Origin of the sequence: Streptomyces cinnamoneus (assembly GCF_014650495.1) — a bacterium.
Classification (GTDB): domain Bacteria; phylum Actinomycetota; class Actinomycetes; order Streptomycetales; family Streptomycetaceae; genus Streptomyces; species Streptomyces cinnamoneus.
On sequence record NZ_BMVB01000006.1, the window covers coordinates 113437 to 128885 of the forward strand.

General features: G+C 73.4%; 15 protein-coding genes. 8 read left to right on the top strand and 7 right to left on the bottom strand.

Going from position 1 to position 15449, the window contains the following annotated elements:
* Positions 1-20: 20 nt before the first annotated feature.
* Positions 21-1829, bottom strand: coding sequence for a glycosyltransferase (locus IE182_RS11075; protein WP_229844748.1), 1809 nt, complete (start codon positions 1827-1829; stop codon positions 21-23).
* A gap of 496 nt (positions 1830-2325) precedes the next feature.
* Here IE182_RS11075 and IE182_RS11080 point away from each other — a divergent pair, with 496 nt between their 5' ends.
* From IE182_RS11080 to IE182_RS11095, 5 genes are all read left to right on the top strand, one after another.
* A complete protein-coding gene (locus IE182_RS11080; RefSeq protein ID WP_190109551.1) occupies positions 2326-2520 on the top strand; it encodes a hypothetical protein in 195 nt (64 codons plus the stop codon).
* A gap of 5 nt (positions 2521-2525) precedes the next feature.
* Positions 2526-2876, top strand: coding sequence for an ArsR/SmtB family transcription factor (locus IE182_RS11085; protein WP_190109741.1), 351 nt, complete (start codon positions 2526-2528; stop codon positions 2874-2876).
* On the top strand, positions 2873-3001 hold the full coding sequence (locus tag IE182_RS32025; protein ID WP_229844734.1) for a DUF6126 family protein: 129 nt from the start codon (positions 2873-2875) through the stop codon (positions 2999-3001). The genes IE182_RS11085 and IE182_RS32025 overlap by 4 nt, the downstream gene beginning before the upstream one ends.
* A gap of 264 nt (positions 3002-3265) precedes the next feature.
* Entirely contained in the window at positions 3266-3646 is a 381-nt protein-coding gene (locus IE182_RS11090; protein WP_190109552.1) for a DUF6233 domain-containing protein, read from the top strand.
* Positions 3647-3710: 64 nt separating this feature from the next.
* On the top strand, positions 3711-4616 hold the full coding sequence (locus tag IE182_RS11095) for a hypothetical protein (RefSeq protein ID WP_190109553.1): 906 nt from the start codon (positions 3711-3713) through the stop codon (positions 4614-4616).
* 22 nt (positions 4617-4638) lie between these two features.
* On the opposite strand, the gene IE182_RS11100 is transcribed toward IE182_RS11095, so the two are convergent.
* The 3 genes from IE182_RS11100 to IE182_RS11110 form a co-directional block, all read right to left on the bottom strand.
* Positions 4639-5073 (bottom strand): hypothetical protein, encoded by a 435-nt coding sequence (locus tag IE182_RS11100; RefSeq protein ID WP_190109554.1) that lies wholly within the window; start codon positions 5071-5073, stop codon positions 4639-4641.
* A gap of 207 nt (positions 5074-5280) precedes the next feature.
* Complete coding sequence (locus tag IE182_RS11105) at positions 5281-5841, bottom strand: hypothetical protein (protein WP_190109555.1); 561 nt, start codon at positions 5839-5841, stop codon at positions 5281-5283.
* A gap of 213 nt (positions 5842-6054) precedes the next feature.
* Complete coding sequence (locus IE182_RS11110) at positions 6055-7482, bottom strand: HEAT repeat domain-containing protein (RefSeq protein ID WP_190109556.1); 1428 nt, start codon at positions 7480-7482, stop codon at positions 6055-6057.
* A gap of 330 nt (positions 7483-7812) precedes the next feature.
* On the opposite strand from IE182_RS11110, the gene IE182_RS11115 reads away from it, so the two are divergent.
* Complete coding sequence (locus IE182_RS11115) at positions 7813-9303, top strand: PP2C family protein-serine/threonine phosphatase (protein WP_190109557.1); 1491 nt, start codon at positions 7813-7815, stop codon at positions 9301-9303.
* 54 nt (positions 9304-9357) lie between these two features.
* On the opposite strand, the gene IE182_RS11120 is transcribed toward IE182_RS11115, so the two are convergent.
* Entirely contained in the window at positions 9358-10842 is a 1485-nt protein-coding gene (locus IE182_RS11120; RefSeq protein ID WP_190109558.1) for a DNA-binding protein NsdB, read from the bottom strand.
* Positions 10843-11077: 235 nt separating this feature from the next.
* Here IE182_RS11120 and IE182_RS11125 point away from each other — a divergent pair, with 235 nt between their 5' ends.
* Positions 11078-12184, top strand: a complete 1107-nt coding sequence (locus IE182_RS11125) for an aminoglycoside phosphotransferase family protein (RefSeq protein ID WP_190109559.1) — start codon at positions 11078-11080, stop codon at positions 12182-12184.
* Between the two features lie 277 nt (positions 12185-12461).
* Positions 12462-14456 (top strand): N-acetylmuramoyl-L-alanine amidase, encoded by a 1995-nt coding sequence (locus tag IE182_RS11130; RefSeq protein WP_190109560.1) that lies wholly within the window; start codon positions 12462-12464, stop codon positions 14454-14456.
* Positions 14457-14548: 92 nt separating this feature from the next.
* On the opposite strand, the gene IE182_RS11135 is transcribed toward IE182_RS11130, so the two are convergent.
* Both IE182_RS11135 and IE182_RS11140 read right to left on the bottom strand, forming a co-directional pair.
* A complete protein-coding gene (locus IE182_RS11135) occupies positions 14549-15049 on the bottom strand; it encodes a hypothetical protein (protein ID WP_190109561.1) in 501 nt (166 codons plus the stop codon).
* Positions 15050-15178: 129 nt separating this feature from the next.
* A complete protein-coding gene (locus IE182_RS11140; protein ID WP_190109562.1) occupies positions 15179-15418 on the bottom strand; it encodes a DUF397 domain-containing protein in 240 nt (79 codons plus the stop codon).
* Positions 15419-15449 lie beyond the last annotated feature (31 nt).

The window sequence follows — 15449 nt, forward strand, 5'->3', positions numbered from 1 at the left end:
CTCGCTCGGCAACGTCTGTGTCACATCTCCCGGCGGTGCTGTCCGACGGGGCGCGACGCCCCGGCCTCCGGCTCCGCGCTCGCGATCGCCTCGCCCGCCGGTGCCGGGGTCAGGCCGCGGCGGCGCACCAGCCGGCGGTCCTGCCACAGCCCGCCCTGCCACACGGCGAGCGGGCCGAGGGCGGTCAGCAGGGCGAGCAGCGCCCAGACGCGCATGGCCGTGTGGGCGTGGCCGAGCATCCAGGAGGCGAGCAGGGAAAGGGCGAAGACCGCCGCCCACATCAGGTGGGTGCGGAAGGTCGCCATGCAGTCGGGGCTGGCGGAATCGCCCTTGGGGGTGACCACGAACCGTGAGCGCCGGCGCAGCAGCGCCTCGCCCAGGGAGCGGGCGTACAGGGGCGCGGAGAGGGCCGACATGACCATGCCGGCGGCGCCGGAGGAGCCGGCCGGCTCGTGGGGGCTGACGTTGTGGCGGCGGTTCCACACGTAGAGCCCGACCTGCAGCGCGGCCGCGTCGCAGTAGAGCATCAGCCACAGCGACGACTCCACGGTGATCCCCGAGGCCCCGAGCCCGAGGAACAGGGCGCAGGTCAGGGCGCCCAGCGCCCAGTTGAGGGCGGCCATCGGGTAATAGGCGATCATGAAGCTGTAGTTGATCAGCCGGCCGGGCGGCAGGGTCCACACCGCCCGCCAGAACTGGCGCAGCAACGTCTCGTAGGTCCCGCGCGACCAGCGCAGTTGCTGGGAGAAGAAGTCGGTCCAGGAGGAGGGGCCCTCGCCCACGGCGAGGACGTCGGGGGTGTAGACGGACTTCCAGCGGCGGCCGGTGGCGGGGTTGCGGCGGCGGTGGATCTCCAGGCCGGTGGCCATGTCCTCGGTGATGGAGTCGAACAGGCCGCCGATCTGGCGCAGGACGCCGATGCGGACGCAGTTGCTGGTGCCGACGAACATGGGCGAGCCGTAGGCGTTGCCCGCCCGCTGGATCAGGGCGTGGAAGAGGAACTGCTGGCTCTCGGCCGCCTTGGTGACGGCCGTCGTGTAGTTGCCGTAGACCTGGGGTCCGACCACGAAGGCCACGTCGGGGTCCCGGAAGTAGCCGAGCATGCGTTCGAGGAAGTTGGACAGGGGCACGTGGTCGGTGTCCACGCAGGCCATGAACTCGTAGTCGTCCCCGTGGGCGTCCAGCCAGGCATTGTAGTTGCCGTGCTTGGTGCGGGCGCGGAAGCAGCCCGAGGGCTGGTTCCAGCGGGCGACGCCCTTGCGGGAGAAGTGGCGTACGCCCAGCTGTTCGCAGAGCCGCTTGACGTCGGGGTCGTCACCCTCGTCGAGCAGCCAGACGTCCAGCGGTCCGTCGTGCGCGATGCGGACCGCTCCTTCGAGGGTGGCGCGCACCATGGACAGCGGCTCCTTGCCCGGCACGAAGCTGGTCAGGAAGGCCACGCGGGTGCCGGGCTGGGCGCGTACGGGAACGGGATCCCTGGCCACCCAGGTGGCGTGGGCGTTGGAGGCGACGTTGACCACGCGGAAGAGCTCGATGAGGCCGATCGCGACGAGCATCACCGTGTCGGCGAAGCGCTCCCAGTCGCTCACGTACGGCCGGTGGAGCCAGTGGCCGGGCGAGATCAGCCAGAGCAGGAGGGCCACGGAGACCAGCGGGGCCGCGGCCACCAGCAGCATCACCCCCACCCCGCCGCCGCGGCCGCGGCTGAGCAGCCGCCGGTAGCGCACCTGGTAGACGCCGTTCGGAGGATCGGTCAGCTCCCCCGCCAGCCGGCTGAATCCGGCGTAGTCGTAGCCCTCCGGGCCGCTGGTGCCGGTCGGGTCCACCACCCCGGGGCCTCCGGGCCCGTCGCCTCCGGAGCCGCCCGCGCCCGCTCCCGCGCCGTCGTCGCGGCCGGGGCCGCCCGGACCGCAGCCGCCGGCTCCGCCGCCGGGGCCGGGCACCGCGGGTGTCGCCGGCCCGGAGGACGCGACGCCGGCCGGTGCCCGCCGGGCCGGCGGGTCGGCGGGGATGTCGTCGCCGGCCGGGGACGCGCTCGCGCCGGGGCGCCCGCGGGCCGCCGCAGGACGGGCGTCACTCGCCGAAACCGCCACCACACACCCCCAACCGCACAAGGACACGGGACAACGCGGAGGAAAAACTAACAAAACGGACCTAGGATCATGTGACAACCGCACCGAAGGCGCCATCGCGTCACTCACCCAGCCCAGGAACCGAACAGGTGGACCCGTGCCCTAGAATTGAAGAATTCTTCAATTGATCAGATCCACAGGAATCCACCGGGTACAAGCGGGCAGTCGGACGATCCACCAAGGGGGAGCCGCCGTGAGTGCGTTCGCCGAAGCGATGCGGGAGCGGGTGCGCGCGGCACGCGCGGCCCTGGCCGCGGCACGGGCCGCGGCGGACAGCTACGGGGCGGCGATCGCCGAGGACGAGCTGGACGACGCGCTGCGGCTGGCCCGCGCGCACGGCGTCACGACGGACGCGACCGACGGGGAAGACGGGCAGGACGGGAGTTGATCGGCGTGCGGGTGCCGCTGTACCAGGCGAAGGCGGAGTTCTTCCGGATGCTCGGACACCCGGTGCGCATCCGGGTCCTGGAGCTCCTGCAGGACGGGCCGAAGCCGGTGCGCGACCTCCTCACCGCGATCGGCATCGAGCCCTCCAGCCTCTCCCAGCAGCTCGCCGTCCTCCGCCGGTCGGGCATCGTGACCGCCACCCGCGAGGGCTCGACCGTCGTCTACGCCCTGGCCGGCGGGGACGTGGCGGAGTTGCTGGGCGCCGCCCGGCGGATCCTGACCGAGCTGCTCACCGGCCAGGAGGAGCTGCTCACGGAACTGCGCGGCACCGCGGGAACAGGAGCGGAACGGACATGACCCGGGACACCGAGAAGTACGCCGAGAAGGCGGTCGGCTGGCGCGTGCTGATCTACGTCGTCTTCGGCCACGTCCTGGCCGGCTTCATCTGGCTGCTCTTCTACCTCGGCGCGCACGCGAAGTAGGCCCGGGCCGCGCCCCCGCCGCGGCCGGTGCGCCGGCCCCGTTCCGCAAGCCGGAAACCGGCATTCACGAAGACAGGTGATAACGGAATGGCCAAGACCGACGTAAACGATGTATGAGGGGAAGACCGCGCGGTATACGCCCGCGTCCTATGCCAATCGCGGGAAAGACCGCCGGAGCTGCGCCTCGCTTTCCGGCCCCCTCCCCACCGTATACGGAATGGCCCCCTCCTCTCCGGTCAACGCGCAGGTCAGCACCGTGGGCCATTGCCCCGAACCGGGCTCGCGGACGGCGCCGCGCTGCTACTGTCCCGCGGCATGGAGGAGCTCTTCACCCCTGATGAAGTTGCGCGTATCGAAGCCACCGCGCAGGAGAACGGCATTTCCTCGCGCGACTGGGTGCGCGAAGTCGTGCTCCAGCGCCTCAACGGCGAGTGGCGGCACGACCTGGAGGACGCCGTCTGGCCGATCACGGTGCACCGCCGCCCCGGCGGCACGCTCCAGGAGCTGCACCACGCGGGCTGCTGGGTACCGAGGGGCGGGGAGGACACGATGACCACCGCCGAGGCCCGCCGCAAGGCGGCCGAGTACGACGTGCGGTTCTGCGACGCCTGTGAACCGGAGCGGTTCCTGGTCCCCTTCGACTGACGGTTCCCGGGCCCTATTACGCTGTCCACCGCAAGATCAATTAGGTGGGTGGGGGAAGTAGGGCATGAGGACAGCCACGCGACTGGCGGGGTGGGCGACCCTGCTCGTGGGCTACGCGACTGTACTGCTCGGTGTGGTCCCGTTCCGTGAACTGCCGCCCAAGCGGCACCAGCTCCTGCTGCTGGCCGCGACGGCCGCGTGCGCGGTGTGCTGGCTGCTCGCCTCCCTCCTGGCCCGGGCCGGCCGGCAGGCGGCGCTGCGCAGGAAGGTGTGGCGCAAGCGGTACGAGCCGTGGCCCGAGCCGCGGCCGGCACGCCTGCTGTCCTGGGTCCTGGGCTTCGGCATCGCGCTGACGAGCATGGCCGCGCTGTGCCAGGGAGTCGGTCCCGACGGCGCGGAGGGCGAGTGGCTGGCCAGGGCCGACCGGGCCGGGGGCAGCACGTACGAGCTGCGGATCCAGAGGATCCTCGGGGAACCGCGCCCGACGGACGAGAAGATCACCGGCGACGACGAGTACGCGTCGACGATCGTCGTCACCGTCCCCTTCACCTCCGGCCCGCAGCAGGTCACCGTCGATGCGGTGCACACCCGCGGCAAGCCGGAGGCGGGGCGCACCGTCGAGCTGCTGTACGCGCCGGACCGCCCCGACCTGGGGGTGCGTCAGGCGCCGGACAACGACATCGGCTCGTTCGCCGGCCGCGTCATCGCCCTGCCGACCATCTGGATCCTCGGCTCGGCGGCCGGGTTCGTCACGGGCGTGGCGCTGTACCGCCGTGAAGTCGGCGTGCGCTACGCGCGTCGATTCGAGCCCTGGGTGCACCTGCCGGCCGCGGCGCTCCTGCTCTGCGGGGCCGGGCTCGTCACCCCGCTGCTCATCGGCTTCCCCGCCACGGGCACGGGCTGGTGCCTGGCGGCCGGGGCCGCGGCCACGCCGTGGCTCGCTCTCACCTGGGTGGCGAAGACGAGCTGAGCCACGGCGGACTGCGGGGGCGTCAGGCGCGACGGCGCTTGAAGGCGCGCCGGATCAGGAAGATCGCCAGCACGATCATCGCCACCACGAAGAGGGTGCCGAGGATCATCACGATGAGCAGGGCCACGCCCAGCTTCTTGAAGAAGCCCTTCTTCTTTTTCTTCTTCTTGTCCTTGGCCAGCGTCTGCTTGCCGTCCTTGGCCTTCGCCCGGTGGTGCGACGCCGCGGCGACCTCCACCGCATCGGCGGTGGTGCCCGTGGTCGCCGCCTGGGCGGCGGCGGGACCGGCGACGGCGGCCGACGCCTGGTGCACGGTGCCGGCCGACGGGGCCGCCGCCGCGGCCGAGGCGGGCGTCGCCAGCAGGGCGACGCCCAGGACCAGCGCCATGAGGGCGGACGCCCGGCGGGCCAGGCGCCCCCGGTGCCGCGCTCGGTCGTACAGCTGCTCGGTGTTCATCCGCGCCCCCTGTGTCGGTGCTCTGGGTTTTCGATGCTCCGCAGGTCGCGGGGCGCATACATTATCGGCACACCCGTACGGCGGCCATCAGGGCGCATGCCCGCCCCCGGACAGCACCCCGGTGAGCCCTCCGGGGGCCCGGGATGCCAAGGGGGACGATATGCCGCGGGTGGGCGGCACGCGGTCAAAAAGGTCAAATCCCCAAGGTCAGGCGATCAGCTGATCGCCGTCGGGTACGTCCTCGACGGTCACCCGCACCTGGGCCGGCAGCCCCAGGCCGGCAGCCACCGCGCGCGCCAGGCCGTCCGGGTCGGGCCGGGTGGGGTAGGGCACGGGCTCGCCGTCGGTGTAGGACTCGATGGCCTTGGTGAAGTAGCCCGGGTGCCAGGCGCCGACGGCGCCCCTGACCTCGACGGCGGTGATGCGCCGGGCCCCGGCCCGGCGCGCGGCGGCGGCGAGGATCTCGTCCGACCGCAGCTCGCCGGGCACGCGGAAGAGACTGGCGTGGGCGCCCACCTTGGCGCCGCACGCCAGGCGGAGGGTGACGGTCAGACAGCTGGTGACGCTGGGGTAGAGGATCGGGCGGCCCCGCCCGGCCTCGGCGACCTGTCCTTCGGTGATGCGCACCGGGGAGGGTGCCGCGACGGCGGTCGCGACGGGCGTCGCGGCGAGCGCGGCGGCCGCGACCAGCAGCGCCCTCCGGGAGGTCCGGGCGGGCGGGGCGGACGAGGCGGGCGCGGCGGATATGGACGGGCGGTGGCCGGACATGTGACTCCCGGGTGTCGGCGGAACGTGCGTACCGCCCCCACCCTTTCACCGTTTCCCGGCCGGTCCTTCCACCGCCTCGGCGCCGCCTCGTCAGCGCGCGTCGACGTCTCGTCAGCACCTCGCCGGAGTCCCGTCGGCGTCTCCCTCACCGTCTCCCGGCCGGGACCACCGGGCGACAGCGCCCGGGCCCGTCCGGTGGTCCGTGCGGAGCGCTCAGACCGTGGGCGCGTCCGGTTCGAACCGGCTGCGGACCGCGGTCTGCACCTCGGCCTCCTCGGCCGGGTCGGCGGCCAGCCTCCGCAGTTGCTCCACGACGCGGGCGTCGGCCGTGGTCGCGTGGTGGGCGGCGAGCTCCCGGGTGGACTCCTCGCAGTCCCACAGGCACTCGACGGCGAAGCCGGTGGCGAACGAGGGGTCCGTCGCGGCGAGGGCGCGCGCCGCCCGGCCGCGCAGGTGCGAGGAGGACGTCTCGCGGTAGACGTGGCGCAGCACGGGGGCGGCGCAGCCGATCGCCAGCCGTCCGGCGCCGTCCACCAGGTCCCACAGGACCGGGGCGTCGCAGCCCTCGGTCCGCACGGTCCGGCGCAGGGCGCCGAGGACGAGCGCCGCGTCGTAGGGGGCTCCCCGGCAGGCGAGCATCCCGGCCGCGGCCGCGCCGAGGGCGTCGGCGCGGTGGATCCAGGCGCGGGCCCGCTCCAGGGCCGCCGTGCTGCGCATCCGCTCGAAGGCGGTGACGGCGGCCTCGGCGACCAGGGCCACGGGGTCGTCGGCGGCGGTCTCGATGAGGTCGAGGGCCTGGGGGTCGTGGTGCTCGGCGAGGTAGCGCAGGGCGGTGGCGCGGGCGGCCTCCGGGCCGAAGGCGGCGGCCTCGATGATCTCCATGCGGTCCTCGGGGCCCGCCACCGCGGTCAGGCAGCGGGTCGCGGGGACGTGCCGCAGCTGGGTGGGGTACAGGGCGAGCCCCTCCTGGGCCCAGGCCAGGACCTCGCGCACGCTCCAGCCCGGCCGCGGGCCGGAGGGGCGCAGCTGGCGCTGCCAGCGGTCGAAGGAGCCCTGCTCCTGGGCGGCGCGCACGCGGGCGGCGATCCGCGGGGCGTGGCGGTCCTCCGCCCACAGCCGCCAGGGCCGGGGCTCGAAGGCGTCGCGGACGGCCGCGGCGAGCGCGGATTCACCCTCGGGGGTGTGCGGGAACCTGGCGAGCACCGCGCCGCCGAGGGCCGCGAGGCCGGCGTCGTCGTCGCGCAGGGCCAGCTCGTCGAGGGCCCAGGCCCAGTTGCCGCCGGTGGCCGCGTAGCGGCGCAGCAGCAGGAGGGCGTCGTCGCGCCCGTACGAGGCGAGGTGACCGAGGACGGCGAGGGCCAGGCCGGTGCGCTCCTCGGCGGTGTCGAGCAGGTCGTCCGGGTGGAAGAGGTGCTGTTCGAGCTCGCCGAGCCCGCCGTCGAGGTCCAGATACAGGCGCGCGTAGTAGAGGGAGCGGTTCTCGACCTGCCAGTCGCGCCGGGGGTCGCGGAGCACACAGTGGTGGAGTGCCGCGAGCGCCTCGGCGCGCGGTGCCGCGAGGGCGTGCAGGGTCCCGTCGCCGCGGCCTCGCTGAAGGAGGCCGAGCAGGGTGCCGCTGGGCGCTATGTCTGGATCGAACATGGGGTCAGCATCCGGTGCGGGGAGTCGGCTGGCAACGGGATTTCCTTCCGGACGGCATTCTTGCCGGTTCCACCTGTGCTATGCCTGGTGAACTGTGGAAACTCGGGTTCTCCGTAGCGCCCGCAGCCTACCCGGAAGAGAGCATTCCGCCGAGTGGTGTCAGATTTGTCGCACTCACGCCGGCGGCATATGCCCTGAGCACCACCGTATCGGGTATTGCCAAAGCCCTTACGGGCCCTCGCTCCCTGTGCAACAGTCGTTACAGCAGTCCTACCGGCCGTTCCGGCGGACCCCGGAGCCGGCCGCGCCCCGTTTGTATCGGAGTACGAGATGCCGTCCCCCCTGTCCGCGGACCCCTCCGCAGCACAGCCGCCCGAGGGCGGCCCGGTCGACGCGCTCATCTCGCAGGCCCTGCGGCTCAGAGGCGGCATCGACGCCGTGCGCCGCGAGACCGCGGCCGACGCGGAGCGCTCGGACGACCCCCGGCTGCGCTGGCAGCGCGCCCTGTGCGAGCTCGCCGCCCACCACGTGGACAACCTCGGCGAGCACCTCGGCCAGCTGCGCGAAGGGCTGGACAGGGAGGGTGCCGCCGCTGCGGCCGGCGGAGCCGCCCGTGGGGCGTCGGCCCCGGCCGCCACACTGCCCCGTCCCCCCGGTCCCGTCGACGGGGCGGACGCCCCGGCCGGCCGGGTGGGCAGCGCCGAGTGGAATTTCCTCACCGACGAGGTCACCTGGTCCGACGAGCTCTTCCAGCTCTTCGGCCGCCGCCCCGAGGACGGCGCGCTGACCCTGGACGAGCTCCCCTCCTGGCTGGTGCCGGAGGACAGGGAGGTGCTCACCGCGCTGGTCACCGACTGCCTGGTGGACGGCAAGCCGATCGACGGCGAGTTCCGCATCGTGCACGGCGAGGGGGCCGTGCGCACGGTGCACATGATGGGCGAGCCGGTGCTCGACTCCGACGGCTGCACGGCCTCCATGTGGGCCGTGCTGCGGGACGTCACCGCACTGCGGCGCTGCCGGCAGGAGGTGCACGAGACCCGTGACTCGGCGCACCGCCGCCGGCACCACGCGCAGACGGAGCACCGGCTTGCGGTCGAGCTGCAGGAAGCCGTGCTGCCGCCGTGGCGCGGCTCCCTGCGGTTCCCGCCCGCGGGGCCGCCCGTCGCGGCGGCCGACCGGGGCTGTGGCGGCGCGCTCGACCTGGCCGGGCACTACCTCCCCTCCGCGACCAGCAGCCTCGTCGGCGGCGACTGGTTCGACGCGATGGAGCTGCCCGACGGCCGTACGCTGCTGACCGTCGGCGGCCTCACCGGGCACGGTGTGACCGCCACCTCCACCATGGCCATGCTGCTCGGGGCCGTGCGCGGCATGGCCGTCTCCGGTACCGAGCCCGGCCCGCTGATGGGCTGGCTCAACCACCTCCTCGACGCCTCCGTCCAGCCCGCACTGGGCAGCGCGCTCTGCTGCCGCTACGACCCCGTGACCGGCACCCTGCTGTGGTCCCGGGCCGGCCACCCCGCCCCCCTGCTCTTCCGCGGCGGGGTGGGCCTGACGCTCCCGCCCCCGGAGGGCATGCTGCTCGGGGCGGTCGCCGACGCCGAGTACGCCCAGGCCGAGGAGCGGCTGCTCCCCGGTGACGTGCTCCTCCTGCACACCGAAGGACTGGCCCGCAGGCCCGAGCTGGCGCGGCTGCCGGAGCTGGCGCCGCGCTTCGCGGCGGCCGGCAGCGCCCATGAGTGCCTGCGGGTCGTCCTGGAGGAGTTCGGCGGTACGGAGCGCGAGGACGACGCCTGTGTGCTGATCGCCCGCATCGGCGCGTAGCCGATCGCCCGCATCGGCGCCGGGAGACCGCGTAGCGGCGGGGTCTCCCGGCCCTCACACCGCCGTGGGCCTGGGCTTGCCCGGTGCCTTGGGCAGCGCCCGCTGGATGTCGTCCCTCAGATGCCCGATCGTGGGGTAGTCCGCGTACTTCCCGCTGAGCCGGTACATCTCCCGCAGCCGGTCCCAGGTGCGGTGCGAGGAGTTCTCTCCGATCGTGTTGAGCGCCATCCGGGCGAAGGTGTCGGCCTGCTCGGGGTCGTTGCCGATGAAGCAGGCGGACGCCATGGAGATGTAGTCGAAGATCATCGAGCGCTGCTGCTGCTCGTTCCGCAGCTCCAGCGCCCGTTTGGCGTGCTGCTGGGCGATGGGGGCGACCGTGGGGTCGTGCTCGGCGAGCGTGCGGTAGGCCAGCGCCTGCATGCCGTGCAGGTCCGCCTCGTCGAACATCTGCATCCAGCTCGGCGGTGGCACGTCGCCCTTGTCCGCGACGAACAGCTCCTCGGCCTCGCCCAGGGTGCGCCGCATGGCCTGGCCCCGCCCCATCGACGCCTGCGCCCAGGCTTCGACGGTGCAGAGCATGGCCCGGGTGCGGGGCAGGGCCTGGTCGCCGGAGCCGGACTTGGCGAGCTTCATCAGGTCCAGGGCGTCGTCGGGCCGGCCCACGTGGACCATCTGGCGGGCCGCCCGCGAGAGGGCCTCCCCCGCCCGGGGCCGGTCACCGCCCTCCCGGGCCGCGTGCGCGGCGATGACGAAGTACTTCTGCGCCGTCGGCTCCAGCCCCACGTCGTGGGACATCCAGCCGGCCAGCACCGCGAGGTTGGCCGCCACCCCCCACAGCCTGCGCTGCAGGTGATCGGGGTGGCGATAGGAGAGCATGCCGCCCACTTCATTGAGCTGGCCGACCACCGCCTTGCGCTGCAGCCCGCCGCCGCGGGAGGCGTCCCACAGCCGGAAGACTTCGACCGAGCGCTCCAGGGCGTCGATCTCCAGGGACCCCACGGGGGCCGCCTCGTAACGGTCGAACCCGGCCGGGTCGGCGTGGGCGGTCGTGCCCAGGGGATCGTCGAAGTGGGGAGCGTCGGAGGCGAGGACCGGGTCGGAGTGCAGCCAGTCGTGCATCGCGCCGCTGATTGCTGATCCTGCGGCGAGCGCGGCGCCCGCGCCCACCAAGCCGCGTCGGTTGAGCATGAGGTCCATTCCCGTGAATTCGGTGAGGACCGCGGCGGTCCGCTCGGGTGGCCAGGGCACCCCGTCCGGGGACTTGCCCTTGCCGGCCCGCCCTCGCCGGCCGAAACCGAGGTCCTCGATGGTCACGACACGGCCGAGTCGCTCGGTGAAGAGGGCGGCCAGTACCTTCGGCACGGGATCGCGGGGGGACTCCCCCATGTCGATCCACCGCCGTACACGCGAGGTGTCGGTCGCCAGCTGCGGATGGCCCATGGCCGCCGCCTGCCGGTTCACAAGCCTCGCGAGCTCGCCCTTGGACCAGCCGGCCAGGCCGAACAGGTCCGCGAGGCGGGTGTTGGGTTCCCTCGTCACGTCAAGCCCCCAGGTTCCTCGGCTGACTTGAAGGTACTCGGGCGGTCATGGGCCAAGCGAGTATTCGCCAGGGTTCGCCAGGGTGCGCCACATGGTGTGCCACCCGCGCCCGGGTGTGATGTAGGAACGCGCAACCCCGGCCACCCGGCAGCCCGACAGCATTCCCCAGGGTGCCGACGGCCCGGGCGACCGGGGAGCGCAGCTATTCGCCGACACGAAGGGATCTGTTCCGCCCATGTATGCAGCATCGACCTCCGTGTCCGCCCCGCCCCGGCCGCTCCGCCCCGCGCAGAGCGGCAGCGGGCCGTACCTCGACCCCTCCCACGCCGTGGGGGCCGCGTTCGGGGGCGGCCGGGGACGGAGGCCCGCGGGGATCGGCGCCCAACCGCTCAGCGGGAGAATCGACTTGTCCGGCCCCCAGGGCGCGCAGCTGCGCACGGTGATCTCGTCGGTGCACCGCATCTGTCCCGAGTTCAACCCCGTCCAGGTCCTGCGGCGCGGCGGTCGCTCCGTCCTCCTGGTGGGCACGACAGGGCGCAGCACAGCCGTGGCCAAGTGTTTACTGGATCAATCGCCGGCCTGGGCCGAGCGGTTCCGGCACGAAATAGCCACATACCGGGCGTTCGTCCGGCATCGCCCCCCGGTCCGGGTGCCCCGGCTGATCGCTGCCGACCCCGATAACTGCACCCTCGTCATCGAGCGGATGCCCGGGCGTCCCGCCGCCGTCCAGCGGCACCCGGTGGACACCCTGCCCCGCGCGGACGTCAGGGCGGCGCTCGGTGCCATCTGCCGGGTGAACCTCTGGCGGCCGCCCGCCGGGATGTTCGACATGCCGCTGGACTACGGCAAGCGGATCGCCCGCTACCACGAGCTCGGCCTGCTCACGGACCGTGACATGGGCGACCTGCAGAAGCTGTTGCACGGTCTGGCCCATGTGCAGGGCCAGTTCTGCCACGGCGACGCCCTGCTGTCGAACGTCCTGCTCTCCCCCGCCGGCCCGGTGCTGGTCGACTGGGACCACGCCGGCTGGTACCTGCCGGGGTACGACCTGGCGACGCTGTGGACCGTCCTCGGCGACGCCCCGGTGGCCCGCCGTCAGATCAGCCAGCTGGCGCAGGCCGCGGGCCCCACGGCCCGCGACGCCTTCCTGGTCAATCTGATGCTGGTGCTCACCCGGGAGATCCGGACGTACGAGACGGCCGTGCAGCGCGCTCTGCAGGAGCCGGCCCCGCAGGGGACGACCCCCGAGTCGGGGGAGGAGCAGCGGCTGCTGCTGCGGAGGTTGCACGACGACTGCGCCATGGCCCGCCGGGCCGTGCGAGCCGCCGTCGGTACGCGCTGAGCGGGCCCGATCGATACGTCGCACCGCCGACTTGCGGCGTGTCGATGCTCCCCCATCCGGGCGAGCGCCGGTCCGCCCCGCCCCAACGCCCGCGTCGGGAAACACCCCGACGCGGGCGTTGACGTGTGCAACACCCCCACCTCAGTCTGATGAGCGCCACTCCAGTCGTACTGACGGATCGTCTGCTCGCCCGAACGTCTTGGTAAGTTCGGACCGCAGAACTGATCGCGCACCTTTCCTGTCGAGGCTCGGCACGGCCCGTCCTGAGGAGGCCGCATTGCGAGGATCCGTACCGGAGGCACCACGGAACGCACCCCGGACCGGCAGGCGAAGAAGACGTCGCGCGCAGGCGGTCGGCGCGATCGCATCGGCCGCCCTGCTGCTGCCCCTGGCCCCGGCCCGCGGGGCCGCGGCCGAGCGGCAGCGCCCCGACACCCTGCAGCGCGAGTTCGCCGCCGCGGCGGCCGCCTACCACGTGCCCGGCAACGTCCTGCTCGCCCTGTCCTACCTGCAGTCCCGCTGGGACACCCACGCCGGCGCCCCCAGCGTCACCGCCGGCTACGGCCCGATGCACCTCACCGACGCGGCCACGGCCCTCGCCGCCACCCCGCACCACAGCGAGCCCGGCGAGGACGCCCGGGGCGACGCCGCCCGGCCGCGGGCCGCCACCCGCCGGGCCCTGCCCCCGCCCACGACCCTGCCCGCGCGCCTGCGCACCCTGGAGCGGGCGGCCGAACTGACCAGCCTGTCGCCCAAGGAGCTGCGCGAGAGCACGGCGGCCAACCTCCGCGGCGGCGCCGCGCTGCTCGCCGCCGAGCAGAAGCGACTGGGCCTGCCGCTGAGCAAGGACCCCGCCGACTGGTACGGCGCGGTGGCCGGCTACGCGGGGGCCTCGGACATCGCAACGGCGCGGACCTTCGCCGACGACGTGTTCGACGTCCTGCGCGGCGGCCAGCGGCGCACCACCGACAACGGCCAGCAGGTCGTCCTGCCCGCCAGCCCGGGCCTCGCGCCCCGCACCGGGCAGGCGAGCAGGCTGGGGCTGGCCCCGGCCCACGAGGACGACGACGTCGAGTGCCCGTCCTCGGTGGCCTGCGAGTCGATCCCCGCGCCGTACCAGCTGCTGGAGGGCAAGGACTACGGCAACCACGACATCGCCGACCGGCCGCGGTCGCAGAAGGTCGACTTCATCGTCATCCACGACACCGAGGGGACGTGGGAGACGACGATCAAGCTCGTCAAGGACCCGGCGTACGTGTCCTGGAACTACACCATCCGGTCCGGGGACGGCCACATCGCGCAGCACGTGCCCACCAAGGACGTCGCCTGGCACGCCGGGAACTGGTACGTGAACGCCAAGTCGGTGGGCATCGAGCACGAGGGCTTCCTGGCCCAGCCCGACGCCTGGTACACGGAGGAGATGTACCGCACGTCCGCGCGGCTGGTGCGCCACCTGGCGCGGAAGCTGGACGTTCCGCTGGACCGGCAGCACATCCTGGGCCATGACAACGTCCCGGGCACCACGCCGGCGGCGATCCGCGGCATGCACACCGACCCGGGGCCGTTCTGGGACTGGGCGCACTACTTCGACCTGCTGGACCGGCCCTTCCGCACCACGGGGAGCCCCTTCAGCGGGATGGTCACAATCGCTCCCGACTACGACGACCACGAGCCGGTCTACACCGGCTGCGTCAAGCCGGGCGAACCCTGTGCCCCGCACGGCTCGGGTGCGGTCCGGCTGCACACCGCGCCCCGCGAGGACGCGCCGCTGATCAAGGACGTCGGCCTGCGGCCGGACGGCAGCCCGTCGACGACCGACGTCAACGACACGGGTGCCCGGGCCTCCACCGGACAGCAGTTCGCCGTCGCCGACCGCGAGGGCGGCTGGACGGCGATCTGGTACCTCGGGCAGCGGGCCTGGTTCCGCGATCCGTGGTGGGGCCCGACGGCCGTCGGTTCCCGCGGGCGGCTGGTCACGCCGCGGGAGGGCCTGAAAGAGATCCCGGTGTACGGGCGCGCCTACCCGGAGAAGGACGCCTACCCCGAGGGGGTGCCGGTGCAGGCGGTGACGCCGCTGCCGTACAAGCTGCTCGCGGGGCAGGAGTACGTCCTGGGCGCGACGTCGCCGGGCGAGTACCTGTGGGCGACGACGTTCGAGCCGGCGGGGCACCGGGTGGTCCGCGGCAAGGACGTCTACTACGAGATCCAGTTCGGGCACCGGGTGGCCTTCGTGAAGGCCGCGGACGTCACGGTCCGCACCTCGGACTGGTAGCGGCCGGGCAGCGGGGCCGGTAGCGGCACGGACGACGGAGCCCGGCACGCCGAGGGGCGTGCCGGGCTCCGGTGCGTGATGGGGCCGCGGCCCTAGCCCGCCTGGAACATCTCCGCGGGCAGCGGCTTGAGCAGCTGGTAGAGGTCGTCGGTGATCGGCCGGTCCCAGCTGGCGATCGTGACGAGGACGCCGTCGCTGCGGTCGAACTGGGTACAGGAGATCCGGCTCTCGGAGCACTTCAGGCGGCGCACGATGAGCAGGTTGTCCTCGTGCATCACCGGCACGTCCTCGGTCTCCACGACCTCCACCGGCTCGTCGTTGCCGAGCGCGGCCAGCAGCTGGGCGACCTCGAAGGGCGGCTGTCCCTCGCCGAGGTCCCGCGCCGGGGAGCCCTCGGGCAGGTTGCCGATGATCATCGCGGGGCCGCGTCCGCCGAACAGGTCGTAGCGCAGGAAGACGCCCTGGCAGCTTCCGTCGGGTGCGGGCAGCAGCCCGGCTCCGAGGTCACCGGGCCAGTCCCCGGGATCCATGGCGAGGACGTCGAAGTCCGGCCCGGTGGGGGTGGCGGCGCTGCGGCGGCGGAGGAAGGACATGCCCACATCGTACGTGCCCGGCCCCGTGCCGTGCCCGCGGGGAACCCTTGTGGGCGGTGCGTGCCCCTCCGCCCGTCGGGGCCGTGCCCGGAGGCCGGGCCGGCCGGGGTGCGCCCGGGGCGGGACCGGCTAGGTGAGGTCGAATTCGCCGTCGCGTGCGCTGAGCACGAACGCGCGCCACTCCCCGGGGGAGAAGATCACGGCCGGGACGTCCGGGTCGCGCCGGTCCCGCATGGCGATGTAGCCCTCGACGAAGGCGATCTGGACGTTGCCCCGCCGGCCGCGGCTGCTGGACTGCCACGTGGCCGTGGCGAGGTCGAGCTCCGGCTTTGCGTCGCCTGCCAGTTGTTCCGTCGTGCTGTCCGCCACGTCCGCACTCCTCCCGGCTCGTCGTCCCCGC